Consider the following 25,278-nt stretch of genomic DNA (forward strand, 5'->3'; position numbering starts at 1 on the left):
GCATTGTCCTCTCCTGTGAACCAAGCTCCTGCCGCGACTCTTTGCTGAATCGTCTAGCAATCGTGAGATGAAACTTGCAAATTTGTTCATTCAGTGCAAGCTGGTTCCGTTCAATGAGAAAAAATTGCCGTTTCCCATTTCGTTGCGGAGCGGTTGAGCGGGGGAATGCGGATCGCCGAGTCGGGCCAGCCAGGCGACCGCGCGGAGAGGGTGCGATTCGGTCCGGCGCGTGCGCGACGGGCCGGCGACACCGGATCGGACGATCATGGGTCGGGGAGAGGTGAGAGGATGAAGATATCGCTAGTGCTGGGTGCCCTCCTGCTGGTGGGCGTGACCGCCGCGATCAGTTGGTGGCTCGGGATCAATCACGAGCGCAGGCGCGAGCAGGCCAATATCGAGATGGTGCTGGCGATGTGGGACGGCGTCATCAATCGCGCCGATCCCGATGCGGTGATGAAATACATCGATGAGGATTACATCCAGCATAATCCCAATGTGCGGCAGGGCCGCGAGGGCGTGCTGGAGCTGATCTCGCTGATCCGCAATCCCCCGCCCGCAATGATCCCGCCCGGCAAGAAGACGCTGAAGAAGGCAATCGCGCAGGGCGACTATGTGGTGGTGATCTGGACCCAGCCGCAGCCCGATCCGCACAATCCCGGCGAGACCTACTCTGGCGAAGCCTTCGACATGTTCCGCATCGCCGATGGCAAGGTCGTCGAGCATTGGGACGATACCCGCAAGGCGCTGACACCCTGGCGGCGCTAGGCGCTGACCCCACTTCCGGCGCCCAAGACAAGATTTGAGACCTGAGGAGAGGAACGTTCATGGCCAGTTTCGCTGACGACCGCGCGGAAATCGAGGATCTGCAGGCGCGCTATCTGTTCGCGCTCGATTGGCAGGACCCGGATGGTTACGCCAGCACCTTCGCCGAAGAAGGCGTGCTGGATTGGGCGGGCGGCATCGTGCGCGGGCGCGAGGCGATCCGCGAGGAATGCAAGGGCATGCGCACCTACTTCTCGGGGCGCGGCAAGGGCGAGGAGCCGACCCGCCCGCCGCGGCTGCGCCACTTCATCACCAACATCACCGTGAAGGTGGAAGGCGACAAGGCCTGGAGCCGCTCCTTCTGGTTCGAAATCGACAACGATACCCGCCTGCGCACGCCCTATGTCGGCGGCTATGGCCATTATGAAGATGAGTTGCGCCGCGTCGATGGCACATGGCTCTTCACCTTCCGCAAAATCTGGAACGAGTGCATGGAGGACCGCGCCGCCGAATATGTGAACCCCGTCACGCAGATGGGCTGAGCAGTGTCCGGGCGTCCTGCCGTGCGACCCTCCGGTTTGTCGAGCCTGCTTGGCGCCGTGCTGGGCCTTGCCCTGCTGGCCGCCTGCTCGAACGCGCCACCCGGCAGCATGGCGGGACCGCCTCCGTTCGGTGCGGGCGACGATTGGGACAATCCGGGCGGGGACTGGGCGGAAAGTCGCTACTCCCGCCTCACAGATATCGACAAGACCAATGTGGGCCGGCTCGGCCTCGCCTGGGATTATGATCTCGGCACCACCCGCGTGCAGGAAGCGACGCCGGTCGTCATCGACGGGGTGATGTATACGTCGGGCAATCTCGGCCGGGCCTATGCGCTGGACGCGGCAACGGGCCGGCAACTCTGGGTCTTCTCGCCCGAGGTCGACATGCAGGTCAATCGCTACGCCTGTTGCGATCAGGCCAATCGCGGCGTGGCGGTGGCGGACGGGAAAGTGTTCGTCGCCGCGCTCGACGGATGGCTCTATGCGCTCGACCAGAAGACCGGTGCGGTCGTTTGGAAGGTCGACAGTTTTCTCGATCGCAGTCGGGCCTATACCAGCACGGGCGCGCCGGAAGTGGCGGGCGACATCGTCATCATCGGCAATGCCGGCGCGGAATATGACACGCGCGGCTATGTCATCGCGTTCGACATCCGCACCGGCAAGGAGGTCTGGCGCTTCTACACCATACCGCGCGATCCCGCGCTTGGGCCGCAGGAAAGCAAGGCGCTGGAGGCGGCGCTGAAGACCTGGAACCCGAAAAGCCGCTGGGATATCGGCGGCGGCGGCACGGCCTGGGATGCGATCACTTACGATCCCGAATTCGATCAAGTCATCATCGGCGTCGGTAATGGCGGGCCTTATGCGCAGGCGATCCGTTCGCCAGGCGGCGGGGACAATCTCTACCTGAGTTCGCTGGTCGCGCTCGACCGCAAGACGGGCGCGATGAAATGGCATTTTCAGGAAACGCCGGGCGATAACTGGGATTTCACCTCCGTCCAACCCATGATCCTGACGCGTATGGCGGTGAACGGCGCCGAGCGCCCCGTGCTGCTGCACACGCCCAAGAACGGCTTCTTCTTCATGCTGGACAGGGAGACGGGCAAGCCGCTCGCGGTGCACAGAATGGTGCGCACAAGCTGGGCCTCGGGCTGGGACCTCAAGACCGGCAAGCCGATCGCCACGCCGGAATATTCGGACATCAATGCCGGCCCCAAGCTGGTCTTCCCGGCACCGCCCGGCGCGCGCAACTGGTATGGCGCGGCTTATGATCCGCAGCGCAAGATGTACGTCGCCCATTTTCTCGACATGGGCAATCTCATCATGGTGCCGCCCGCCAATCTGGCGATGCCGCGGCGCAAGCTGGCGCTGAACGCGGGCACGGAATCGATCTTCACGCCCTTTCTGGAAGCGGCGCTTCCCAGTCTGCCCAAGGATGTGCAGAAGACCATCACCGATCTGCCGCAATGGCAATGGGTGAAGGACAAGCCCTGGGCGGCCGATGTGCGCGCCGTTGATCCGGTGACGGGCAGGACGATCTGGAGCTATCCGCGCGAGGACGGCTGGCAGGACCGCAGTGGCGTACTTGCGACGCAGAGCGGCCTCACCATCTTCGGCACGCTGTCGGGCAAGCTGGTTATCCTGGATTCGGACACCGGCAAGGTGCTGCGCACGATCGACACCGGCCGCTCGATCCTTGCCGCCCCCATGACCTACCGGGTGAAGGGCGTGCAATATATCGCGGTGCAGACCGGCTGGGGCGGGGGCGGCTGGGGCTTGGTCCCCGATTATTCCGCGGCTTATGCCAAGGGGAACGCCAATCGCATCCTAGTCTTTCGGCTGGATGGCGGACCAGTGCCGATCCCGCCGGACGTCCCGGCGGAGGGGCCGATCCCGGCCCCGCCCGTGCAGATCTCCGGCACCGATGCCGATCGGTTGGCGAAGGGACGGGTGCTCTTCTCGAAAAACTGTTCGATCTGCCATTCCAACATGCCGCGCGCACCGCTGCCGAGCCTGACCCGCATGAGCGAGGGCGCGCATCAGGCGTTCGAGCAGATCGTGCTGGAAGGGCTGCTGCTGCCCAACGGAATGCCGCGCTGGGACGATCTGCTGACGCGCGCCGACGTGCAGGCGATCCATGCCCATCTGATCGATCTGCAGAGCAAGGCATACGCCCGGCAGCAGGCCGGAGCGCCACAGGAAACGCCGGTCTACTCCCGCATCACCACGGCCAACTAATGAGAGCATGAGCGAGATGGATACCATATTCTCACTGTCTGGATTGATGTCGCTCTCGAGAGATGTGGAGAGGCGCGCCCTGCGGATGAGCATCCTTGTCTGCCCAGCCTCGGACGCGGGTGGTCGCGTATGACTGCCGCAGCGACGGCCATGCCAGAGCAGGATGGCATCGACATCTTCGAATCGGCCCGGCTCAAGCCGCGCTACTGGCTGCTCGTCGTCCTGCTGATGACGCAGGGCCTGTTTGAGTTTTTCGATTTCTACATCATCGGCTTTCTGGTCAGCGTCATCGGGCCGGAATGGAACCTCACCTTCGGCCAGGTCTCCATCGTGTTGCTTTCGGCAGGCGTGGGCCAATTGGTGGGTGCGCTGCCCTTCGCCTGGTTCGCGGACCGCTATGGGCGCAAGCCGGCACTGATTTCCGGGATTGTGCTCTATTCGCTGGCGGCCGGCTGCGCGGCCTTCGTGCCGGACGGGAGCTGGATGCTGTTCGCGTTCCTGCGCTTCATCGTCGGCGTGGGCTATGGCGGCACGCAGATCACCTTGCTGATCGAGATCGCGCCGACGCGCTGGCGCACCATGATCGCCAGTGCGAGCGGCCTGATCGCGCCCGGCGGGGTGTTGCTGGCCTCGTTGCTGGTCGCCAATTTCCTGCCGACCATCGGCTGGCGCGGCCTCGCCCTGCTCGGTTTTTTCCCGCTCGTCATCGCCTTCGCACTCTACTTCCTGGTGCCGGAGTCGGTCCGCTGGCTGGTCTCCCAGGGCCGCGCGACCGAAGCGCATGATGTGCTCGCCAAATATGTCGATCTGCCCAAGGAGCAGATCCCGCTGCCGCGCGTGCCCAAGGAAGTGCGCCGCGCGCGCCTGCGCGACATTGCCCTCTATCCGGGTCGCTTCTGGCTGATCGTGGCGACCAGCTCCGGGCTCGGCATCGCCGGCTTCGGCGTGGCCTTGTGGGGGCCGACGGTGCTCACCATGCTGCTCAAGATCCAGCCGGCCGAGGCGGCTGCCTATTTCGTGTTTGTGAGCATCGCAGGCATCGCCGGCCGGGCGCTATGGACGGTCACCCCGCACTTCATCGGTCGCTGGCGCTCCGCGCTCATCTGCCTGTTCGGCACGGCGGTGACGATCAGCGCGGCGGCCTTCCTGCACCCTTATTTCGTGGCCGGGGTGCCCGTGTTCCTGCTGTGCCTGATGTGCGGATCGCTGTTCTACGATGGCGGCGCCTCCAACAGCTCGCCCTACGGGACGGAATTATTCCCGGTCCGCCTCGCCGGGCTGGGCGGCGGCCTCGTCCAGATGGTCAGCGGCTTCGGCAAGCTACTCGGGCCGATCATTCTCGCGCTGATCGCCGGCAGCGGCAATCTGCTCTCGCCCCAGGCGACGGAAGCCGCGATCACGCCCGGCTTCCTCACGCTCGCCGCCTTTGCGGTCATTGGCTTCCTCGCCACCTCGATGCTGCGATACGAGACCCATGGCGTCCGCATGGTGACGGACGAGGATGATTTCGTTTCCGGCAAGGTCAACGCCAAGCCGCCGCCGCTCGCCTGAGCGCCGCCACCCGCCTCATCCACACACCCACATGCAAGGAACCGGTATGCAACCGCCTGAACTGGAATATGTCTTCACCATCGAGATCGATCTGAGCCCTCGCTTTCGTTACGGCCCGACCACGGACGGGCTGGAGCGCGGCTATGTCGGCGTGCTCGGTGGCCGCATCACCGGTCCGCGCCTCAATGGGCGCATCGTGCCCCACACCGGCGGCGATTGGCCCAGCATCCGCCCGGACCAGACCTGCGACTTCAACGCGCGTTACCTGATCGAGGCCGATGACGGCACGCTGATCCAGCTGCGCAACACCGGCGTGCGCCATGGCCCCAAGGAAGTGCTGGATCGCCTGCAGAATTATGAGCCGGTCGACCCCTCCGAATATTATATGCGGGTGACCCCGCAGTTCGATGCGCCGGAAGGGCCGCATGGCTGGCTCAGCCGGACCGTGTTCATCGGCAAGACGGATCGGCAGAAGACCAAGTCCGTGTTCAACTATTGGGCGGTGCTCTGAACATGGCGGAGTCCTCTGCAGGGCTGTTCCCCGTGGAGCGGGCGATCGCGCAGGGCGCGGTCGTCGATCCGGTGCAGGCCGGGAGCGCCGATCATATCGCGCTGACGGCGCGTAACCGGGCGTTGATGATCGACTTCGTGACGATCCTCTATGAACAGCGCGATCCCCGCCGGGCCTTTGAGGGATATGTCCATGAGGACTATATCCAGCACAACCCGATCATCGCCGACGGCCGCGAAAATGCGCTCAAATGGCTGGAGCCGGTCTTCTCCAAGCCAGGCACGGAGATTCAGGTCCGGCGGGTGCTGGTGGATGGCGATTATGCCACCGTGCAGATCATCGGACGGATGGGGCCGGAAGATGGCGGCAGTGCGGTCATGAACATCTTCCGCATCGAGGACGGGCTGATCGTCGAGCATTGGGACGTGACGCAAGCGATGCCGGCGGAAACGGCAAGTGGGCGGCCTTTGGGATAAGAGGATACGACATTTCCGTTCGTCATTCCCGCGAACGCGGGAATCTAGAACCCAGCCGAATTTCCATCGCGCCCTTGGATTCCAGCGTCCGCGGGAATGACGGAGGGAGCGGGCGGTGGCGCGGCTTAGTCGGACGCGCTAGGCTGGGCCGAACGAGAAACACAGGAGAGGCAGGCCATGGATCTGGGCATCAGGGGCCGCAAGGCGATCGTCAATGGCGCCAGCGCCGGCATGGGCAAGAGCGCGGCGATGGCGCTGGCCCGCGAGGGCGTGGACGTGTTCATCTCGGCGCGGGGCGAGGACCGGCTGATGCACGCGGCGCAGGAGATTGCCGATGAGACCGGCGCGCGGGTCGTGCCAATCGTCGCCGATCATGCCAGCGCCGAGGGGCGCGAGCGCATTCTGGCGGCCTGCCCGGAGCCGGACATTCTCGTCGGCACCTGCGCCCCGCCGCCGATGACGCCGGACTATCGCGCGATCACCGGTGAGCAATGGCAGAGCGCTATCGAGATTTCGCTGCTTTCGCCCATTGAGTTCATGCGCCGCGTGCTCGATGGCATGGTGGAGCGCCGATGGGGCCGGGTGGTGAACATCGCCACGGTGGCTGCGAAATATCCCGGCGAAATCCGGGCGCTTTCCGGCAGCACGCGGGCGGCGCTGGTGAACTACAGCGTCGCCGTCTCCAAGGTGGTGGCGAAGCACAATGTCGTCATCAACAACCTGCTGCCGGGCATGCACCACACCGCGACAGTCGAGGACCAGTTCAATGCCCGCGCGAAGGCCAAGGGCACGACCTATGAGGATGAGGTCGCCGAGTTCGTGCGAGACTGGCGGATCGCCAGCGGGCGCTTCGGCAATGCGGACGATGTGGGAGCGTTCGTGGCGATGTTCTGCAGCGAGTTTGCCAACTACACCACTGGCCAGAGCCTCACCATCGATGGCGGTGCCACGACCTCGACCTTTTAGAGGACGGTCGGTTGGTCGGGCGGATTATGAGATATATGATCTCCGTTCGCCCTGAGCCTGTCGAAGGGCTGTCCTTCTCTGCTCAGCCTCGAGGGTAGAAGAACGGGGCTTCGACAAGCTCAGCCCGAACAGCGTGGGGAAAGGCCGAACCGTGATCGGGGTTAAGGCATAGACCAGTCCGCTCGCCCACCGCACAGGGTGACGCGCGCCCGGCGATCTGCTATGGGCGCGCGCCATGACGAACCCCAATAGCCTCGATTACGAACGCCCGGTCATCACGCCGCCCGATGGCGAGAAGAAGGTGCTGTTGCACAGCTGCTGCGCGCCCTGCTCGGGCGAGGTGATGGAAGCGATGACCGCGAGCGGCATCGACTACACCATCTTCTTCTACAATCCGAACATCCACCCCAGGGAGGAATATCTGCTGCGCAAGGAGGAGAATATCCGCTTTGCCGAGCAGCATAATATTCCCTTCGTCGATGCCGACTATGACACGGTGAACTGGTTCAAGCGCGCCAAGGGCATGGAGAATGAGCCCGAGCGCGGCGCGCGCTGCACCATGTGCTTCGACATGCGCTTCGAACGCACGGCGCTTTACGCGCATGAGCACGGCTTTCCGGTCATCACCTCGTCGCTCGGCATCTCGCGCTGGAAGAACATGAACCAGATCAACGATTGCGGGGAGCGCGCGGCGGCGCATTATCCCGGCATCAAATATTGGACGTTCAACTGGCGCAAGGGTGGCGGCGCGGCGCGGATGATCGAGATCAGCAAGCGCGAGCGCTTCTACCAGCAGGAATATTGCGGCTGCGTCTTCTCGCTGCGGGATACCAACGCGCACCGGGTCGCCCAAGGCCGTGAGGAAATCCGCATCGGCGAGCTGTATTATGGGGACGAGCCTTCCGCGCAGGGCTGAGCCGCGCGGGAGGGGTTTGACCACAAGAAACGGGACGCGCCCGTCCGGCCGCGCGTCTAGCTGATCGGCTCCACTTATGGAGCTGGATCATGACATTACTGGATCGCAAAGTCGCCATCATCACTGGCGCGAGTTCGGGGATCGGGCGCGCCGCTGCGCTGCTGTTCGCGCAACAGGGCGCGGCCGTCGTGCTGGTTTCCCGACGCGAGGCGGCGCTTGAGAGCGTGGCCGAGTCCATCAGAGCGCAGGGTGGGCGGGCGGCCATCGTCGCGGGCGACGTGCGCAATGAGGAGACGCACCGCCGAGCCGTTGCGGTCGCCTGTGAGACCTTCGGGGGCCTGCACGTCGCATTCAACAATGCCGGGCTTGTCGGGACGATGCAGCCGCTGGCAGACCTCACGCCGGAGGATTGGTCGCAGGTGCTGGCGGTCAACCTGACGGCGGCTTTCCTCGGCGCCCGCGTGCAGATTCCGGCCATGCTCGATCAAGGCAGCGGCGCGCTTGTCTTCACCGGCAGCTTCGTAGGCAACAGCGTCGGCTTGCCGGGCATGTCGGCTTATGGGACGGCGAAGGCCGGGCTGCTTGGCCTCGTGCGCGGCATCACGGCCGATTATGGCGCGCAGGGCATCCGCGCCAACGCTCTGCTACCGGGCGGGACAGCGACAGGGATGGCAGGCGATGCCGATCAGCAGGCCTGGGCGGCTAGTCTTCACGCGATGAAGCGGATCGCACAACCAGAAGAAATCGCGCAGGCGGCGCTATTTCTGGCCAGCGACATGGCGAGCTTTGTCACTGGCTCGGCGCTGTGGGCGGATGGGGGCAACGCCGCCGTCAAATTGTGATGCTTGGGACGTTGATAGTCGGCGGGCGGGCTCTTGAAGGATCGGGCGGCCGTATCAAGGCCGCCCGTGTCACTCTCGCTTAGTTGCCGTCGATCACTTCCTGCCCGGCCTGACCAACCGATTCAATGTCCTTGCCGGCGCCTTTGACAGTTGCGCAAGCCTGGAGTGCGAGGGCCGCGCCGAGCAGCAGAATCAATGTGCCGCGCTGTTTCATGATCGTCTTCCTTCTGTTTGTTCCGGGCGATGAAATGCTTGAGCGAGGGTTCGGTTGCGATTCCCGGTCGGCGGGCGCAGCTTGCAGGGAACGTGTTCAGGGAACGCGCGCCTCGTCGGGCCGTTCAGGAAGATGAGACGGCAGCGCCTCGACCGCGCCGGATAGCAACCAGATGAAAGGGTCAGTGATGAGCGGGAAGATCGATGTCGCGGTAATCGTGGGCAGTCTGCGCAAGGACTCGTATAACCGCAAGGCGGCGCTGGAGCTGGCGCGCCTCGCCGATGACGATATGGCGCTGCGGATCGTGGAGATCGGCGATTTGCCGCATTATGATGAAGATGCGGAGACCGACAGCCCGCCGGCAGCGTGGACGCGCTTTCGCAACGAGATCGCCCCGGCCGACGCGTTGCTGTTCGTCACGCCTGAATATAACCGTTCGGTGCCGGGCGTGCTCAAGAACGCTATCGACGTTGGCTCGCGGCCCTATGGTCAGAGCGTGTGGATGGGCAAGCCCGCGGCGATCATGACCGTCTCGCCCGGAGCGCTTGGCGGGTTCGGCGCCAATCATCATCTGCGCCAGATGCTGGTCTTTCAGGACACGCCGATCCTCCAGCAGCCCGAGGCCTATGTCGGCAATGCGGCCAAGCTGTTCGAGGATGACGGCCGGCTGACGGACAAGAAGACGGAGGATTTTTTCCGCAGCTTCCTCGACGCATTTCGCAAGCTGATCGACCGGGCGGGCTGAGCGCCGCTCAGTTCACCATCGACTTGAGGCGCCGCCAGATTCGCGTGCGCAGCGGCGTGCGCGATTCGATGCTGAGGCCACGCGCACGCGCCGCCCGCATGAGATCGCGGGTCAGCGCGCGCAACTGGCGATCGTTGAGTGCCGTCGACACCCGGTGGTGGCCGCCGCGCATGCCGCTTTCGGCGATATGCAGCGTCAGGATGACGCCATGGTCAGCGCCGCGCCGCTCCCAATCGATAAGCGCCCCGGAAATATACTCCTGCCGCCTGAAATCCTGTTCCGCCATGCCTTCCTCTGTTGCGCCCGGCTTGCGCGCCGTCCTGCTCGTGCAATCCCTGACCGCCGTTTCTTAACGTTTTGGAAAGGCCGGGCCGAGCCGTTGGCCCACCGGGCGCGCATTGTCTATTGCGCATTGCACAATATTCGCATTCACTGCGCGGATGCTCAAAGCTGCAGTCTATCATCGCACGGCCTATCACTACAGCAGGCCGATCCGTCTCGGGCCGCAGATCATCCGGCTTCGACCCGCGCCGCATAGCCGCACCAAGGTGCCGAACTATGCGCTGCGGATCGAGCCAGAGGGCCATTTCATCAACTGGCAGCAGGACCCGCACGGCAACTGGCAGGCGCGGCTGGTCTTTCCCGATCCGGTCGACCGTTTCGTGGTGGAAGTGGATCTGCTCGCCGATCTCGACGTCATCAATCCGTTCGATTTCTTCGTCGAGCCTTATGCCGAGGAGTATCCGTTCGCCTATGACGAGGCGCTGAAGACGGATCTGGCTGCCTATTTCGAGGTCGAGGCGCAGGGTCCGCTGTTCGAGGCGCTGGTGGCACAGCATGCGGGCCATCAGGGCCGCACCATCGATTTTCTGGTGGAGATCAATCGCCAGCTCGAACAGCGTATCGGTTATGTCATCCGCATGGAAACCGGGGTGCAGACCCCGGAAGAGACCCTGCAGATCGGCACCGGCTCCTGCCGGGACAGCGCCTGGCTGCTGGTGCAGCTGGTGCGGCGGCTGGGCTTCGCGGCGCGGTTCGTCTCGGGCTATTCGATCCAGCTCGTCGCGGATGTCGAGCCGGTCGAAGGCCCCAAGGGCGTGACGCGCGACGTGGTCGATCTCCACGCCTGGGCGGAAGTCTATGTGCCGGGCGCGGGCTGGATCGCGCTGGACGCGACCTCCGGCATGTTCGCCGGCGAGGGGCATATCCCGCTCTGTGCATCGCCTCATTATCGCTCGGCCTCGCCCATCGAGGGGCTGGCCGAGCCGGCGGAAGTGGACTTCCGCTTCGAGATGCGCGTCTCGCGCATTGCCGAGGCGGTGCGGATCACCAAGCCGTTCACCGATGAGCGTTGGGCCGCCGTGCAGGCGCTGGGCGAACAGGTCGACGCCGACCTCGTCGCGCAGGATGTGCGGCTGACCACCGGCGGCGAGCCGACCTTCGTCGCCGAGAACGGCGGGCAGGAGGATGAGTGGAACGGCGGCGCCGTCGGCCCGACCAAGCAGGGCTATGCGGACAAGCTCGTGCGGGCGCTGCGGGAGAAATTCGCGCCGGGCGGGATGCTCCACCACGGTCAGGGCAAATGGTATCCCGGCGAGAGCCTGCCGCGCTGGGCCTATGCGGTCTACTGGCGCAAGGATGGCGTGCCAGTGTGGCGCGACCCGATGCTGATCGCGCGGGAAGAGGCCGAGGGCAAGCCGCTCGCGACGCCGGCGCTTGCCGCGCGCTTTCTGGCGACTATCGCCGCAGGCCTTGAGGTTCAGCCCGATTATGTCGCGCCGGTCTATGAGGATGAGCAGGAGTGGGCGCGCAAGGCGGAAGATTTGCCCGTCAATGTGACGCCAGACGATAACAGGCTCAGCGATGTCGAGGCGCGCGAGCGGATGAAGAAGGCGTTTGCGATGGGGCTGGTCGAGCCCGTCGGCTACGCCTTGCCCATCCAGCGCTGGCAGGCTGCGCAAACCAAGCCACGCTGGCAGAGCGAGGTCTGGGCGGTGCGCCGGGGCAAGCTCCATGCCGTGCCGGGCGACAGCTCGCTGGGCTACCGCTTGCCGCTGGGCTCGCTGCCCTTCGTGCCGCCGGCCGACTTCCCCTATATCCACCCGCGCGACACCAGCGAACCGCGCGAGCCGCTTGCGGATTATCATGTCCAGCGCGCGGAGCGGGCGCACCGGCCGGATGTGCGCGAGCAGATGGTTGCCTCCCGCGCGGAGGCCGGCGGCGCGGCAGCGCAGGAGCGGGTGGAGCAGGAGATCATCGAGGGCGCGGTGCGCACCGCGATCACCGTCGAGCCCAAGGCGCATTATCTCTCCGTCTTCCTGCCGCCGGTGCGCGAGCTGGAGGATTATCTGGAGCTGATCGCGCAGGTGGAGGCCGCAGCCTGCGCCATGCGCGTCGAAGTGCGGATTGAAGGCTACGCCCCGCCGCCCGATCCGCGCCTGCAGGTGCTCAAGATCACGCCCGATCCCGGCGTCATCGAGGTCAATGTGCAGCCGGTCGCGACATGGGGCGAGACGGTCGAGCTGACCGAAACGCTCTACGATGTTGCGCGAGCGCTCAAGCTCACGGCCGACAAGTTCATGGTCGATGGGCGCGCCGTGGGCACGGGCGGCGGCAATCATCTCGTGCTCGGCGGGCCGAGCCTCACCGATTCGCCGTTCATCCGTCGGCCGGACCTGCTCAAGAGCTTCGTGCTCTACTGGCAGCGCCATCCTTCGCTCAGCTATCTCTTCTCCGGTCTGTTCATTGGCCCCACCAGCCAGGCACCCCGCATCGACGAGGCGCGGCATGACGGGCTGTACGAGCTGGAGGTGGCGCTGGCGCAGGTGCCCCATCCCTTTAAATCAGGGCCGGGAGAAGGCGCCACGCCACCCCCCTGGCTGGTCGACCGGCTGTTCCGCAACCTGCTGGTGGACGTGACCGGCAATACGCACCGCACCGAGATTTGCATCGACAAGATGTTCTCGCCCGATGGGCCGACCGGGCGGTTGGGGCTGGTCGAGTTCCGCGGCTTCGAGATGCCGCCGGACGCGCGGATGAGTTTGGCGCAACAACTGCTGCTGCGCGCGCTCACCGCCTGGTTCTGGCGCACGCCGCAGGAGGGCAATCTGGTGCGCTGGGGCACGCGCCTGCACGATCGCTTCATGCTGCCCCATTTCGTCTGGGAGGATTTTCTCGACGTGCTCGGCGATCTGCGCCGGGCGGGCTATGATTTCGATCCCAACTGGTTCGAGGCGCAGAAGCAGTTCCGCTTCCCGGTCCATGGGGCGGTGCGGGCCGGCGGGCTGGAGCTGGAGATTTCCCACGCGCTGGAGCCTTGGCATGTGCTGGGCGAAACCGGCGCGATCGGCGGGACCGTGCGCTATGTGGACAGCTCAACCGAGCGGCTGCAGGTGCGCGTCTCCGGGCTGGTCGAGGGGCGGCATGTCGTCGCCTGCAACGGCCGCCGCGTGCCACTGGCACCCACCGGCGTGGCAGGCGAGGCCGTGGGCGGCGTGCGGTACAAGGCCTGGGCTCCCTCGGACTGTCTCCACCCGCGCCTGCCGGTCAATGCGCCCCTGACGTTCGACGTGTTCGACGCGTGGAGCGGCCGGTCGCTCGGCGGCTGCGTCTATCATGTGGCGCATCCGGGCGGACGCAATTATGACGACGTGCCGGTGAATGCCTATGAGGCGGAGGCGCGGCGCAAGGCGCGGTTCCAAGATCATGGCCATACGCCGGGCTCCATGGTGCTGCCACCGGACGAGAAAACGGGGGAATTTCCATTGACGCTCGATCTGCGACGGCCCGCGACCCTTTGAATGCGTCGCTTGCCATGACTGCCGGGGAAGAGGACATCGGCCAGGCCCTCGCGCGCTATGCGCGCGAAGCCGGGCGCGGTGACCTCATGCTCGCGGCGCAGGGCGATCCTGCCATGGCGCATCGCTGGGAAGCGATGTTCGGTGCCATTGCCAGCGCCGCGCGGGGCGGCTTCGCCGGTCTGCAGGCCCGGGCCGATCAGCAGGTCGTCGATCTCGGCATGGCCTTTCGCCTGACCGGTGAGGTCGAGGAGCGCGTCTGGCCGCTCAGTCCCGTGCCGATGCTGATCCACGCGACGCAGTGGCAGGGCATCGAGGCGGGTCTGGCACAGCGGGCCGATCTGCTCGAGCATGTGCTCGATGATCTTTATGGCGCGTGCAGCCTTGTCGCCAGTGGCGAGCTGCCGGCGGCGATCGTGGCCGGGGCGCCGGATTATTGGCGGCAGATGCGCGGCCTGCCGCCGCCGCGCGGCCACCGGCTGCAATTTTACGCGGTCGATCTGGCGCGCGGGCCGGATGGCGAATGGCGGGTGCTGGCGGATTATGTGCGCACGCCCGTCGGTGCCGGCTATGCGCTGGAAAACCGCCTCGCGATGACGCGCGCGACGGACGATGCGCTCGGCATCGTCAATTTTGTGCGGCTGGCGCCCTTCTTCTCCGATTTCCGGCAGGGCCTCGCCGCCGTCTGTGCCCGGCCCGATCCGCGCATCGCGTTGCTCACGCAGGGGCGTTACAATCAGAGCTATGCCGAGCAGGCGCACCTCGCGCGCTATCTCGGCATCCTGCTGGTCGAGGGGCAGGATCTCACCGTGCGCGACGGGCAGCTTTACGTCCGCACCGTCGAGGGCGTGAAGCGGGTCGATGGGCTGTGGCGGCGGATGGGCACGGACCTGCTCGATCCGCTGGCGTTCGATTCGCGCTCGACCATCGGCGTGCCGGATATTTTCGAGGCGATGCGCCACGGCAGCCTCGTCATCGCCAACTGGCCCGGCGCCGGGGTGCTGGAGACGCCGGCGCTCGCCGCCTTCCTGCCGCGTCTCTGCCGCAAGCTGCTCGGCGAGCCGCTGCGCATTCCCAATGTTGCGACATGGTGGTGCGGGCAGGCGAAGGAGCGCGCGCATGTTCGCGAGCAGGCGGACCGGTTGGCCATCGGCTCTGCCTTCGGCTTGCCGGTGCCGGCGATCCCCCATGGCCGCGCGCGCCTGGCCTCGCGCCTCAGCCCTGCCGAGAATGCCGCGTTCCTCGCCGAGCTGGAGCAGCGCCCGATGGATTATATCGGGCAGGAGCTGGTGCAATTGTCCACCACGCCGGCGCTGGTCGATGGCGTGCTGCTGCCCCGCCCGTTCATCCTGCGCGCCTTCCTCGCCCGCGACGCGCATGGCCAGTGGCGGGCGATGCCGGGCGGGTTTGCGCGGCTCGCAGCGCATGATGACATGCGGGCGGTGCTGATGGGGCAGGGCGACATGTCCGCCGACGTCTGTATTGTCGCTGATGAACCGCAGACGGCAGTGGTCACGCTCGACAGCGGTGCGCCAGTCGCCATTCGCCGGGTCGCGGGCACGCTGCCCAGCAAGGCTGCGGATAATTTCTTCTGGCTCGCGCGCTATCTGGAGCGTGGCGAAATGGTGCTGCGGATGATCCGCGTGCTGATCGGCGGCAGTATCGAAGGCGAGGCAGCCTCCGCGCTCGACCGCCCGACGCTCGGCCGCGTGGCCGATACGCTGGTTGCCTGGGGCAGCGCCCGCAAGGACAAGCTGGGTGAAGGCACCGGCAAGCTTTGCGTCCATGCACTCAGCGATCCGGAGATGCCGGGTAGCGTCCAATCCCTGTTCGAGGCGGCCGAAGCGATCGGTCGCGGCCTTCGCGAGCGGCTGGCGGTGGACTTCTGGCGCCTGCTCAGCCGCCAGATCGACCGGGTGAGCGAAGCGCGCGAGTCGCAGCTCATGGCGCATGTCGCGCGGCTGCTGGATCGTTGCGCGGCGCTCTCCGGCCTGTCTGCCGAGAATATGGTGCGCGGTGCGGGCTGGCGTTTCCTGGAGCTAGGCCGGCGGCTCGAACGCGCGATCCATCTGTGCCGGCTGGCGCGTACCTTCGCGGGTGACGATGCCAATGGCCACGACCTCAATCTGTTTCTGGATCTCTGCGATTGCCAGATCAGCTATCGCACCCGCTACCTCTCCGGTCTGGCGCTGGCGCCGGTGCGCGACATGCTGCTGCTGGAGCCGGGCAATCCGCGCTCGCTTGCCTTTCAGGTCGATGCGATTCTCGATCATCTGCGCGCCTTGCCGACGCTGCGCGACGACGGGATGCCCGAGCCGCCGGTGCAACTCGCCCTGGCGCTCTCTGCCCGTCTGCATGCCGCCTCGGCCGAGATGCTCACGGCGCGCGATCTGGAGGTCATCGAGACGGCGCTGCTCGATCTCTCCGACCGGATCGATGATCGCTTCTTCCTCAAGGGCGAGGATGCGCCGCGCGCCTCCGGCATGACGCGGCTGGCATAGATGAGGCGGATGTATAACAGACGATGAGATATCGGGTCAGCCACATCATCCGCGTCGATTATGATCCGCCCGTGCGGCTGGCGCATTTCAATTTGCGGCTCGCGCCCATCGCGTGGCCGGGGCAGCAGGTGCGGGACTATCGCCTCATCGTGGATCCTGTGCCGGACGTGCGCCAAGAGCGCGTCGGGGCCTATCCGTTCAACCTCACCCGCATCGAGATGCTCAAGCCCGTGGCCTCGCTGGAAGTGCGCTCCACGTTCATCGCCGATGTGAGCGAGGCCGAGCTGGATCTGCTTGGCGCCCGGATGAGCGTAACGGAGGTCGCGCAGGCGGCGCTGTTCGTCATGGATGTCGGGCCGATGTCCCCCGTGACCTATCTCTTCCCATCCCGCTTGCTGCCGCTCGTGCCGCAGATCGCCGCCTGGGCGCGGCCGCATCTGGCGCCCGACGCCGACTGCCTGAGCGCGGCGCTGGCGCTGGCCCGGCACATTCAGGCGAGCTTTCACTACGACACCAAGGCGACCGAAGCCGATACGCCGGTGGCCGAGGCCTTCTCCATCCGGCGCGGCGTCTGCCAGGATTTCGCGCACATCCTCATCGTCGCGCTGCGTGCCGCCGGTTTGCCGGCGGCTTATGTGAGCGGCTATCTGCGCACCGATCCGCCGCCGGGGCAGGCGCGGCTGGTCGGCGCGGATGCGATGCACGCCTGGGTGGCCTTGTGGTGCGGTCCCCTGCGCGGCTGGGTAGGGATTGATCCGACCAATGGCGTGCTCGCCAATGGCGATCATCTCGTCGTCGGCATGGGCCGGGATTATTCGGACATCTCGCCGATCGACGGCGTGTTCGTCGGCGGCCATTCCCAGAAGACCTTCAATTCGGTGGACGTGTCACCCATGGACAGCCGCACCACCACCGCCTGACCGTTGCATGGTCCAAGGCCTCCCTCATGAGCGACCTCTCCCGGTCGAGCGGACCTGATCCGCTCGACGCATCGGCGCGGAACGTCGCTGCGCCCTGATCGTTAGCGTCGGTGAACAGGGAGATGCGTACATGGATGCCGGAGCCAGACTGACGATGCTCGCGCGCGCCGGCTTCGCGACCCGTGGCGCGCTTTACATCGTCATTGCCTTTCTCGTGTTGCGGGCCGGGCGGGCCGAGGATCCGTCGGGCGCCCTTGAATATCTCGGCGATGGCGGCGGCATGATTTTCCTTGGCCTGATGGCGGCGGGGTTGATCGGCTATGGGCTCTGGCGGCTGTCGGACGCCGCTTTCAACATCGAGCAGCATGATGATGATACCAAGGGCAAGATCAGCCGCGTCGGCGCGGCGGCGAGCGGCCTGATCCACCTGTTTCTGGCGTGGCAGGCGATCCGGTTGATGCAGGGCACCTCCGGTGGCTCGGGCGGCGGGACGGAGGAAGGCGCACAGAGCGCCCTCCAACTGCCCGGTGGCTTTATCCTGCTCATCATCGGCGGCCTGATCCTGATCGGTACGGGACTGTACCAGCTCGTCAAGGCCGCCAAGGGCAGCTATCTTAAGCATCTGGAACCGCAGGTCGCGCGCAAGGCCTGGGCGCAGTGGACCGGACGGTTGGGCTATGCCGCGCGCGGGGCAGTGTTTTTGATTACCGGCGGCTTTCTGATCTCTGCGGGGCTGGATTCTCAGGCAAGCGAGGCCGGCGGCATGTCGGACGCGCTCGCCTGGCTGACCAATCCCTGGGACATTCTGATTGCCATCGGCTTGCTCGGCTTTGGCATGTTCAGCCTGATCGAAGCACGTTACCGGCGCCTGCAGACCGTTTCGGCCGGCCCTTTGGCAAGCGGCGCGTCACGCTTCGGCTGGTGAGCGGGAGCCCAACGGTACATTGCACAGGCACCACCAAGCATTAAGCTGGCGGTGAACGATAAGGGGGATGTCATGACAGTTCAGCACCGCGAGGCGGATCCGGCGCCGCGCGAACGGCAAGGTCCGGGCGCGCGAATCGCCATGGCGACCGTGATCATTCTGGCGGTCGTGGGCACGGCGTGGCTGTTCGTCAAAATGTCCGGCCTGCTGCTGCTGGTCTTTGCGGCTTTGGTGCTGGCGGCCATTCTCGATGCCATAACCCGCGTCATCTGCCGCATCCCCGGGCTGCCGCGCGGACTGGGGCTGGCGCTTGCGGTGGTGACGCTGCTGGCGGTCATCACCGGCGCCTTCACGCTGTTCGGCACGCAGATCGTGGGTGAGTTCGACACCATCCGGGACAGCATCCCGCCCGCCATCGATCAGGTGCAGGCGCTGCTGGAGCGGTTTGGCCTCGGCGACGCCACCCGCGACCTGATCGAGCAGGGTCAGGGCGACCTTTCCAACCTTCTGTCTCAGGCCGGCGGTTATGCGCTCACGGCGGGCAACGGCATCGCCAATCTGGTGCTGCTGTTCGTCGGCGCCATCTTCATCGCCAGCGATCCCGCCGTCTATCGGCGCGGCCTCATCTTGCTGATGCCCCAGCGGGCCGAATCCCCGCTCGGCGAGGCACTCGATGATGCGGTGCGCGGCTTGCGAGGCTGGATGATGGGACAGGCTGTCTCGTCGGTGGTCGTGGCGGCGTTGACCTGGGCCGGGCTTGCGGCGTTGGGCGTGCCCGCAGCAGGCGGCCTTGGCATCATTGCGGGCCTGCTGGATGTGATCCCGATGATCGGCCCGATCATCGCGGGCGTGCCGGCCGTGTTGCTGGCCTTTACCGTGTCGCCGATGACTGCCCTGTGGACGACCCTGGTGTTCCTCATCATCCAACAATTGCAGGGCAATTTCCTGCAGCCGATGATTCAAAAGCAGGCCGTGGACGTGCCGCCCGCCGTGCTGCTCTTCGCGGTAGTGGCGGCCGGGCTTCTGTTCGGCTTCATGGGCATGCTGCTGGCTGCGCCGCTGACGGTGGTGGTGTTCGTGATGGTCCAGCGGATCTATGTGCGGACCCTGCTTGGGAAGAAGATCAAGATCGCCGGGCAGGACTGACGAGCCCGCGAGAGGCGCGGCTGATCATGAGGGACGGGAGGGGCCAGCCGCTCGTCCGGACAACAAAAAAGGCGCCGGAAAGTCCGACGCCGTTCTTGTCTTGAAATCCGCGAGAGCGCTCAGGCCAGGCCGGCGACGCTCTTGGTCAGGCGGCTGAACTTGCGCGAGGCGGTGTTCTTGTGGAGCACGCCACGGGCCACGCCACGCGACAGCTCGGGCTGTGCGGCGGAAAGGGCTGCCTGCGCCGCCGACTTGTCACCCGCTGCGACCGCTGCTTCCACCTTCTTCACGAGGGTGCGGATGCGGCTCATGCGGCTACCGTTGATCTCGGCGCGACGTGCGTTGCGACGAATGCGCTTCTTTGCCTGCGGCGTATTGGCCATGAAATTCCTCGAACTCGAAACTGTTTTTGGGCGCGCGGCCCGACTCGCCAGGCGGAAGCCGCAGGCGCGCGAAGGCCGGGCCATTAGCCCTGATCCGGGACAGCGTCAACCGCCTTGTGGCGATGAAGCCGGCTTCTGCGTGCCTGCCGCATCCGTGCGCAAGCGCGCTTCCACCTCGCCGACCGGCACGGAAGCGGCATCCGGCAGGTCGTCTGGCTCCGTGATGGGGAGCGCGGCCTCATCCTGCCCGCGCATCCCGGCTACGATGTTCCAGGTGGCGATGAACAGGGCAGCGATGACCGGACCGATCACCAGCCCGCTGAAGCCGAACAGTTGCAGCCCGCCCAGCGTGGTGATGAGCACCAGATAGTCCGGCATTCGGGTATCCCGCCCGACTAGGATCGGCCGCAGCAGATTATCCACCATCCCGATCACGAAGATGCCGCAGAAGATGAGGATGAGCGCTTGGGCCAGCGCGCCGCTGACTAGCAGGTAGACCGCGACCGGCACCCAGACGATGCCGGTGCCCACGGCGGGCAACAGCGAGAAGAAGCCCATCATCACGCCCCACAGCAAGGCGCCTTCGACGCCCAGCAGCCAGAACACGACCCCGCCGATGAAGCCCTGCACGATGGCGACGATAATGCTGCCTTTCACGGTCGCGCGGATCACCAGTACGAACTGGCGGAGCAATTCCCGGCGCGGGCCATCGCGTAGCGGCGTCCGCTTGATCACGCTCTCCATCAGAGTCTCGCCATCGCGCAGCAGGAAATAAGTGAGATAGAGCATGACGGTGAACGCGATGAACAGGCTGAACGCACTCTGGCCGATGTTGACGGCCTGCGCTGCCACGAACTGGAAGCTGTCTGCCGCCGCTTCGCGCAGCCGCTCTTGCGCGGCATTGAAATTGTCGAGCCCGTAACGCTGGAGCCAGCTTTCGGACCAAGCGGGCATGCTGGCGCGCAGATCATCGAACAATTGCGCGAAGTTGATCTCGCCGGACTGAATGCGCGCGTAGAACACGCTCGCTTCCTGGATCAGCGCGATGGTGAGCAGCAGCGCCGGTACGATCACCAGTGCGATGATGAGCAGCAACGTCAGGCCGGCAGCGGCGCTGGGCCAGCGCGGCATGATGTCGCGAATCTCGCGATGCACCGGCTGGAACAGGATGGCGATGATCACGCCCCACAGGATCGCCTGGAAATAAGGCTCCAGAATGAACGCGAAGGCGACCGTGATGAGGATGACCAGCGCGAGAAAGGCGTGATCCTCGATCTTGCGGGGTGGCGGGCTGGCATCCATGCTGGGCGAATTCCGTTCAGTTCGTCTGGCGCGACCTCATCGCAAAAACAGCGCAAAGGCAATATCGATCCGTTGAGGCCGCCAATTCCTCAGCGCGCATCTACCCCGACGGCCTGGCTGATCGATGTGAACCCATCCCGCCGCAAGAGATCGGCGAGACCGGCATTGATGCGCGCGGGCAGATACGGCCCCTCATAGACCATCGCCGAATAGAGCTGGATGAGGCTCGCACCGGCGCGGATGCGGGCATAAGCCTGCTCGGCGGTACGGATGCCGCCGGCGCCGATCAACGGCAGCCGGTCGCCCAGGCGCTGGCGGAAATCGCGCAGGCGGCCAAGGGCCATGTCATGCAGCGGTGCGCCGGACAGGCCGCCCGATTCCCCGGCATTGGCGGAGCGGAGCGAGGCCGGGCGGCTGATCGTGGTGTTCGTTACGATCAGTCCGTCGATGCGGTGCTGCAAAGCCAGTTCCGCGATGTCGTCGATGTCCGCCGGCTCCAGGTCGGGTGCGATCTTGAGGAGCATCGGCGGTCCGTCCTCTGCACGCGCGGCCATCACGCGGCCGAGCAGGGCGTCGAGCGCGCCCCTGTCCTGCAGGGCCCGCAGGCCGGGGGTATTGGGCGAGGACACATTGACGGTGAGGTAATGGCAATGGGGGCTCATGGCCCGCACGCCTTCCTCATAATCGGCAATGCGATCCTCGGTGTCCTTGTTGGCGCCGATATTGATGCCGATGATCAGCCCCTGTGGCTTGCCGCGTCGACCGAGCCGGGCGCAGGCCGCCGGTTGCCCGCCATTGTTGAACCCCAGCCGGTTGATGATGCCGCCATCCTCGACCAGCCGGAAAATGCGCGGGCGTGGATTGCCGACCTGTGGGCGTGGGGTCAGCGTCCCCAATTCTCCAAAGCCGAAGCCCAGCGCGCCGACCCGGTCTATCACGTCGCCATTCTTGTCGAACCCCGCAGCGAGGCCGACCGGGCTGGCGAAGTCCAGTCCGAACAGCCGTTGGGCCAGAATTGGGTCCGGCTTGGGGGCTGAGGGCAAAGGCAGGCGCAGCGCGGCAAGGGCGAGGCCATGGGCGCGCTCCGCATCGAGCGCGAACAGGAGAGGGCGGAGCTTCTGGTACATGCCGCGCGCTATGCCAGCGCTCGGTCAAGCGGTCAAAGGGCAGCGCAACAGAGCCGTGGCGCGGAATCTCAACCGGGCTACGATTCGCATTATCATGACGATTCCGTCCAATCCAAGCTGAACGAATCGCGTTACGGCGAGGCTGCGACCCGAAGGGCTCTTGGTCATTTGGCTCAGAGACCTTGAACTTTAGCGGTCTGGCGGGTGATATTGCCTGCCGGGCCGCTTTTTTATTTGCCGCATCAGCGATTTGTGCGAAAGGTCGGTCAGGGTGGAGCACGCGATGGCGTGGCCTTGGCCCTGCCGAACTGCCAGTCCTTCCGATCGAACATTTCGGCTCGTCTTTCCCTGGAGAGTGGTCAGGGTCGCGCGTGCGTCACAGATTCTCCGTTGCCGATACTGCGGACATGGTAGCGCTCAGCTACTTCGTTCCGCCTGTCGATCTGGCACATTATTTTGGCGCGATGTACCTGTTCACCGCGGACCAGCCGCGCGTGGCGGACCATACCCGTGCGGACTTCGCGCAAATTCGCTTCATGCTCGCTGGTTCGGGTGCCTATCGGTTCGTGGACGGGCACCGGGCGGAGACCCCTGAATGCTGCCTGCTCGGCGCGACCAGCGCGGCGACGCATTTCGATGTGTACGGGCCTTTGCAGGTCTTCGGCGTTTCCGTTCTGCCGCTGGGCTGGGCGGCGCTGCGGGCCGGCGATGCGGATGCGGCATCCGATGATGTGGTCGATCTCGCTGCGCGGTTCGGCCCCGGCTGGACCGATATGCTGTCAGCGCTCCGGAGGATCGATGATCCTGGCAGCGCGGAAGATATCTTCTGGGCTTTCATCCGCGATCACCTTCATCCCGTCCCGGATGCAGAGCGCAGATTCATCGAGGTTGTGGACCGCTGGCTGGCAGACGAGCAGTCGCCCCGGGTCGAGGTGCTGCAGGAGACGACGGGCCTTTCCGCGCGCCAGCTCGCGCGCTGGTGCAACCGGCTGTACGGCGCGCCGCCCAAATATCTGGCGCGCAAGTATCGGGCGCTGCGCTGTGCCCAGGTTCTGGCGCGCGAAGATCTGGAATGGGCGGAAGTGAGTGGCGATGCCTTCTATGACCAATCGCATTTCATCCGCGAGATCAAGCATTTCACGGGCCTCACGCCCACGGAGCTGCGCGAGCGAGCCAGCATCGTAATCCGTCTCTCGATGAAGCGCGCGGAGCTCAAGGACGGGATCGCCAGGTTGAGTCAGATCAGCTGACCCGCCAGCCGCTGCCGCGTGCTCGCCCCTCATCGCGTAAGGCACAGAAGCGCCCGCGCTGCGAATTGCTCTGCTTTCGGGCTTGATTTCCGCCGAGCGTCGGCCCATTTGCGCAATCAGACCGATTTACTCCGATTTGAGAGTCGTTTGCAAACATGCGCCTGTCGAGCCTTGCCGATTATGCCGTGCTGATGATGCGGACCGCCGCCTCGCAGTGCGGTGGCGCGCGTGCGAATGCGGCGAGCCTCTCGGTCAAGGCCGGCATTCCGGTGCCGACGGGACAGAAGCTTGCGAGCCTGCTCGGCCGGGCCGGGCTGATCAAGGCGACGCGCGGCAGCGGCGGCGGCATCAAGCTGGCGCGTCCGGCGGCGGCGATCACGCTGGCCGACATCATCGAAGCGGTCGATGGCCCGATCGCGCTCACTGGCTGCCTCGAGCCGCACGGGGCGGAATGCTGCGCCCTCTCGCAGCCCTGTGACATCCGCCCGCACTGGATCGGCGTCAACGCGCTGGTCCGCGATGCGCTGGCGCATGTCACGCTGGCTCATCTCATCGCTTCCCCTGAAACGCTGCCGGTTGCGGCTTTCTCGCCTCCGGGCCTGACTGGCCCTGCAAGCGCAACCGCCATGGAGTCCGTGCAATGACTGCCCCGGTCGATACCCGCCCCAAGAATGAAGATGCGCTCGCCGCCGCCAAGAAGGTGAGCGACTATGAGTGGGGCTTCAGTTCGGACATCGAGCAGGAGTTCGCGCCCAAGGGCCTGAGCGAGGACACTGTCCGCTTCATCTCGGCCAAGAAGAACGAGCCGGAATGGATGCTGGAGTGGCGCTTCAAGGCCTATCGCCACTGGCTGACGATGGACTCGCCGGATTGGGCGAAACTCAACGTGCCGCCGATCGATTATCAGGACGCCTATTATTATGCGGCGCCCAAGAAGAAGGTCGAGTTGGGCAGCCTGGACGAGCTCGATCCGGAAATCCGCCGGACTTACGAGAAGCTCGGCATCCCCATCGAGGAGCAGAAGGTGCTCGCCAATGTCGCGGGCGCGCGCCGGGTCGCTGTGGACGCCGTGTTCGACAGCGTTTCCGTTGCGACCACCTTCCGCAAGGAGCTGGAGGAAGCCGGCGTCATCTTCCGCTCGATCAGCGAGGCGATCCGCGAGTTCCCCGATCTGGTGAAGAAGTGGCTCGGCAAGGTCGTGCCGATGCATGACAATTACTTCGCCACCTTGAACTGCGCGGTTTTCTCGGATGGGACCTTCGTCTACATTCCCGAGGGTGTCCGCTGCCCGATGGAGCTCTCCACCTATTTCCGGATCAATGCCGAGAATACCGGCCAGTTCGAGCGCACGCTGATCGTCGCGGACAAGGGCAGCTACGTCTCCTATCTGGAAGGCTGCACCGCCCCGCAGCGCGACGAGAACCAGCTCCACGCTGCCGTGGTCGAGCTGGTCGCGCTCGATGATGCCGAGATCAAATATTCGACCGTGCAGAACTGGTATCCCGGCGATGCTGAGGGCAAGGGCGGCATCTACAATTTCGTCACCAAGCGCGCGCTGTGCCAAGGGCGCAACAGCAAGGTGAGCTGGACGCAGGTGGAAACCGGCAGCGCGATCACGTGGAAATATCCCAGCTGCGTGCTGAACGGCGAGAACAGCGTTGGCGAGTTCTACTCGGTGGCGGTGACCAACAACCGCCAGCAGGCCGATACCGGCACCAAGATGATCCACAACGGCAGGAACACCCGTTCGACGATCGTCTCCAAAGGCATCAGCGCCGGCAAATCCAACGGCACCTATCGCGGCCTTGTGCGGATGAGCGCCAATGCGGAAGGGGCGCGCAACTTCACCCAGTGCGATTCGCTACTGCTGGGTGACCAGTGCGGCGCCCACACCGTGCCCTATATCGAGGTGAAGAATCCGAGCGCCATCGTCGAGCATGAGGCGACGACCAGCAAGATCAGCGACGATCAGCTCTTCTACGCCCTGCAGCGCGGGCTGGATCAGGAAGCGGCGGTGAGCCTGATCGTCAACGGCTTCGCCAAGGATGTGCTCCAGCAACTGCCGATGGAATTCGCGGTGGAAGCACAGAAGCTGTTGGGTATTTCGTTGGAAGGTTCGGTGGGGTGACCTCTGCCCTGTCCTCCCACATCATGCCGGACCTGATCC

23 protein-coding genes are annotated in these 25,278 nt (G+C 65.3%); 18 read left to right on the forward strand and 5 right to left on the reverse strand.

Going from position 1 to position 25,278, the window contains the following annotated elements:
- Positions 1-288 precede the first annotated feature (288 nt).
- From M2333_RS15000 to M2333_RS15040, 9 genes are all read left to right on the forward strand, one after another.
- Positions 289-765 (forward strand): nuclear transport factor 2 family protein, encoded by a 477-nt coding sequence (locus M2333_RS15000; RefSeq protein WP_264579941.1) that lies wholly within the window; start codon positions 289-291, stop codon positions 763-765.
- Positions 766-824: 59 nt separating this feature from the next.
- A complete protein-coding gene (locus tag M2333_RS15005; protein WP_264612285.1) occupies positions 825-1,304 on the forward strand; it encodes a nuclear transport factor 2 family protein in 480 nt (159 codons plus the stop codon).
- Between the two features lie 3 nt (positions 1,305-1,307).
- The gene (locus M2333_RS15010) at positions 1,308-3,539 is read left to right on the forward strand and encodes a PQQ-dependent dehydrogenase, methanol/ethanol family (protein ID WP_264612286.1); all 2,232 of its coding nucleotides are present in this window, start codon (positions 1,308-1,310) and stop codon (positions 3,537-3,539) included.
- Positions 3,540-3,668: 129 nt separating this feature from the next.
- Positions 3,669-5,090 (forward strand): MFS transporter, encoded by a 1,422-nt coding sequence (locus tag M2333_RS15015; protein ID WP_264571802.1) that lies wholly within the window; start codon positions 3,669-3,671, stop codon positions 5,088-5,090.
- Positions 5,091-5,136: 46 nt separating this feature from the next.
- Entirely contained in the window at positions 5,137-5,601 is a 465-nt protein-coding gene (locus M2333_RS15020; RefSeq protein WP_181558391.1) for a DUF3237 domain-containing protein, read from the forward strand.
- Positions 5,602-5,603: 2 nt separating this feature from the next.
- A complete protein-coding gene (locus M2333_RS15025; protein WP_264612287.1) occupies positions 5,604-6,077 on the forward strand; it encodes a nuclear transport factor 2 family protein in 474 nt (157 codons plus the stop codon).
- A 177-nt stretch (positions 6,078-6,254) separates the two neighbouring features.
- The gene (locus M2333_RS15030; protein WP_264588020.1) at positions 6,255-7,043 is read left to right on the forward strand and encodes an SDR family oxidoreductase; all 789 of its coding nucleotides are present in this window, start codon (positions 6,255-6,257) and stop codon (positions 7,041-7,043) included.
- A gap of 235 nt (positions 7,044-7,278) precedes the next feature.
- Entirely contained in the window at positions 7,279-7,959 is a 681-nt protein-coding gene (locus tag M2333_RS15035) for an epoxyqueuosine reductase QueH (RefSeq protein WP_264612288.1), read from the forward strand.
- A gap of 89 nt (positions 7,960-8,048) precedes the next feature.
- Entirely contained in the window at positions 8,049-8,801 is a 753-nt protein-coding gene (locus M2333_RS15040; RefSeq protein ID WP_264612289.1) for an SDR family oxidoreductase, read from the forward strand.
- Between the two features lie 79 nt (positions 8,802-8,880).
- On the opposite strand, the gene M2333_RS15045 is transcribed toward M2333_RS15040, so the two are convergent.
- Positions 8,881-9,015, reverse strand: a complete 135-nt coding sequence (locus M2333_RS15045) for an entericidin A/B family lipoprotein (protein WP_181558396.1) — start codon at positions 9,013-9,015, stop codon at positions 8,881-8,883.
- A gap of 187 nt (positions 9,016-9,202) precedes the next feature.
- Between M2333_RS15045 and M2333_RS15050 the strand changes: the two genes are divergently transcribed.
- A complete protein-coding gene (locus M2333_RS15050) occupies positions 9,203-9,760 on the forward strand; it encodes an NAD(P)H-dependent oxidoreductase (RefSeq protein ID WP_264612637.1) in 558 nt (185 codons plus the stop codon).
- A 7-nt stretch (positions 9,761-9,767) separates the two neighbouring features.
- On the opposite strand, the gene M2333_RS15055 is transcribed toward M2333_RS15050, so the two are convergent.
- Positions 9,768-10,046: a hypothetical protein gene (locus tag M2333_RS15055; protein ID WP_264612290.1), complete on the reverse strand. Its 279-nt coding sequence runs from the start codon at positions 10,044-10,046 to the stop codon at positions 9,768-9,770.
- A 154-nt stretch (positions 10,047-10,200) separates the two neighbouring features.
- Here M2333_RS15055 and M2333_RS15060 point away from each other — a divergent pair, with 154 nt between their 5' ends.
- From M2333_RS15060 to M2333_RS15080, 5 genes are all read left to right on the forward strand, one after another.
- Positions 10,201-13,560 (forward strand): DUF2126 domain-containing protein, encoded by a 3,360-nt coding sequence (locus tag M2333_RS15060; RefSeq protein WP_264612291.1) that lies wholly within the window; start codon positions 10,201-10,203, stop codon positions 13,558-13,560.
- A 14-nt stretch (positions 13,561-13,574) separates the two neighbouring features.
- Positions 13,575-16,058, forward strand: a complete 2,484-nt coding sequence (locus tag M2333_RS15065; protein WP_264612292.1) for a circularly permuted type 2 ATP-grasp protein — start codon at positions 13,575-13,577, stop codon at positions 16,056-16,058.
- Positions 16,059-16,081: 23 nt separating this feature from the next.
- Positions 16,082-16,978 carry a transglutaminase family protein gene (locus M2333_RS15070; RefSeq protein WP_264612293.1) on the forward strand — a complete coding sequence of 299 codons (897 nt, stop codon included), beginning with the start codon at positions 16,082-16,084 and terminating at the stop codon, positions 16,976-16,978.
- Positions 16,979-17,108: 130 nt separating this feature from the next.
- Positions 17,109-17,903 carry a DUF1206 domain-containing protein gene (locus tag M2333_RS15075; protein ID WP_264571811.1) on the forward strand — a complete coding sequence of 265 codons (795 nt, stop codon included), beginning with the start codon at positions 17,109-17,111 and terminating at the stop codon, positions 17,901-17,903.
- A gap of 72 nt (positions 17,904-17,975) precedes the next feature.
- Positions 17,976-19,049: an AI-2E family transporter gene (locus tag M2333_RS15080; protein ID WP_264612294.1), complete on the forward strand. Its 1,074-nt coding sequence runs from the start codon at positions 17,976-17,978 to the stop codon at positions 19,047-19,049.
- A 119-nt stretch (positions 19,050-19,168) separates the two neighbouring features.
- Here M2333_RS15080 and rpsT read toward each other — a convergent pair whose 3' ends face one another.
- The 3 genes from rpsT to M2333_RS15095 all read right to left on the reverse strand — a co-directional run bounded on the left by rpsT (position 19,169) and on the right by M2333_RS15095 (position 21,861).
- Positions 19,169-19,432: a 30S ribosomal protein S20 gene (gene rpsT, locus M2333_RS15085; protein WP_181558404.1), complete on the reverse strand. Its 264-nt coding sequence runs from the start codon at positions 19,430-19,432 to the stop codon at positions 19,169-19,171.
- Positions 19,433-19,537: 105 nt separating this feature from the next.
- Entirely contained in the window at positions 19,538-20,734 is a 1,197-nt protein-coding gene (locus tag M2333_RS15090; RefSeq protein ID WP_264612295.1) for an AI-2E family transporter, read from the reverse strand.
- A gap of 89 nt (positions 20,735-20,823) precedes the next feature.
- A complete protein-coding gene (locus M2333_RS15095) occupies positions 20,824-21,861 on the reverse strand; it encodes a quinone-dependent dihydroorotate dehydrogenase (protein WP_264612296.1) in 1,038 nt (345 codons plus the stop codon).
- A gap of 371 nt (positions 21,862-22,232) precedes the next feature.
- Here M2333_RS15095 and M2333_RS15100 point away from each other — a divergent pair, with 371 nt between their 5' ends.
- The 3 genes from M2333_RS15100 to sufB all read left to right on the forward strand — a co-directional run bounded on the left by M2333_RS15100 (position 22,233) and on the right by sufB (position 25,239).
- Positions 22,233-23,111, forward strand: coding sequence for an AraC family transcriptional regulator (locus tag M2333_RS15100; RefSeq protein ID WP_264612297.1), 879 nt, complete (start codon positions 22,233-22,235; stop codon positions 23,109-23,111).
- A 155-nt stretch (positions 23,112-23,266) separates the two neighbouring features.
- Positions 23,267-23,755, forward strand: a complete 489-nt coding sequence (locus M2333_RS15105; RefSeq protein WP_181558408.1) for an RrF2 family transcriptional regulator — start codon at positions 23,267-23,269, stop codon at positions 23,753-23,755.
- The gene (sufB, locus tag M2333_RS15110) at positions 23,752-25,239 is read left to right on the forward strand and encodes a Fe-S cluster assembly protein SufB (RefSeq protein WP_264612298.1); all 1,488 of its coding nucleotides are present in this window, start codon (positions 23,752-23,754) and stop codon (positions 25,237-25,239) included. The genes M2333_RS15105 and sufB overlap by 4 nt, the downstream gene beginning before the upstream one ends.
- Positions 25,240-25,278 lie beyond the last annotated feature (39 nt).

Origin of the sequence: Sphingobium sp. B11D3B (assembly GCF_025961735.1) — a bacterium.
Classification (GTDB): Bacteria; Pseudomonadota; Alphaproteobacteria; order Sphingomonadales; family Sphingomonadaceae; genus Sphingobium.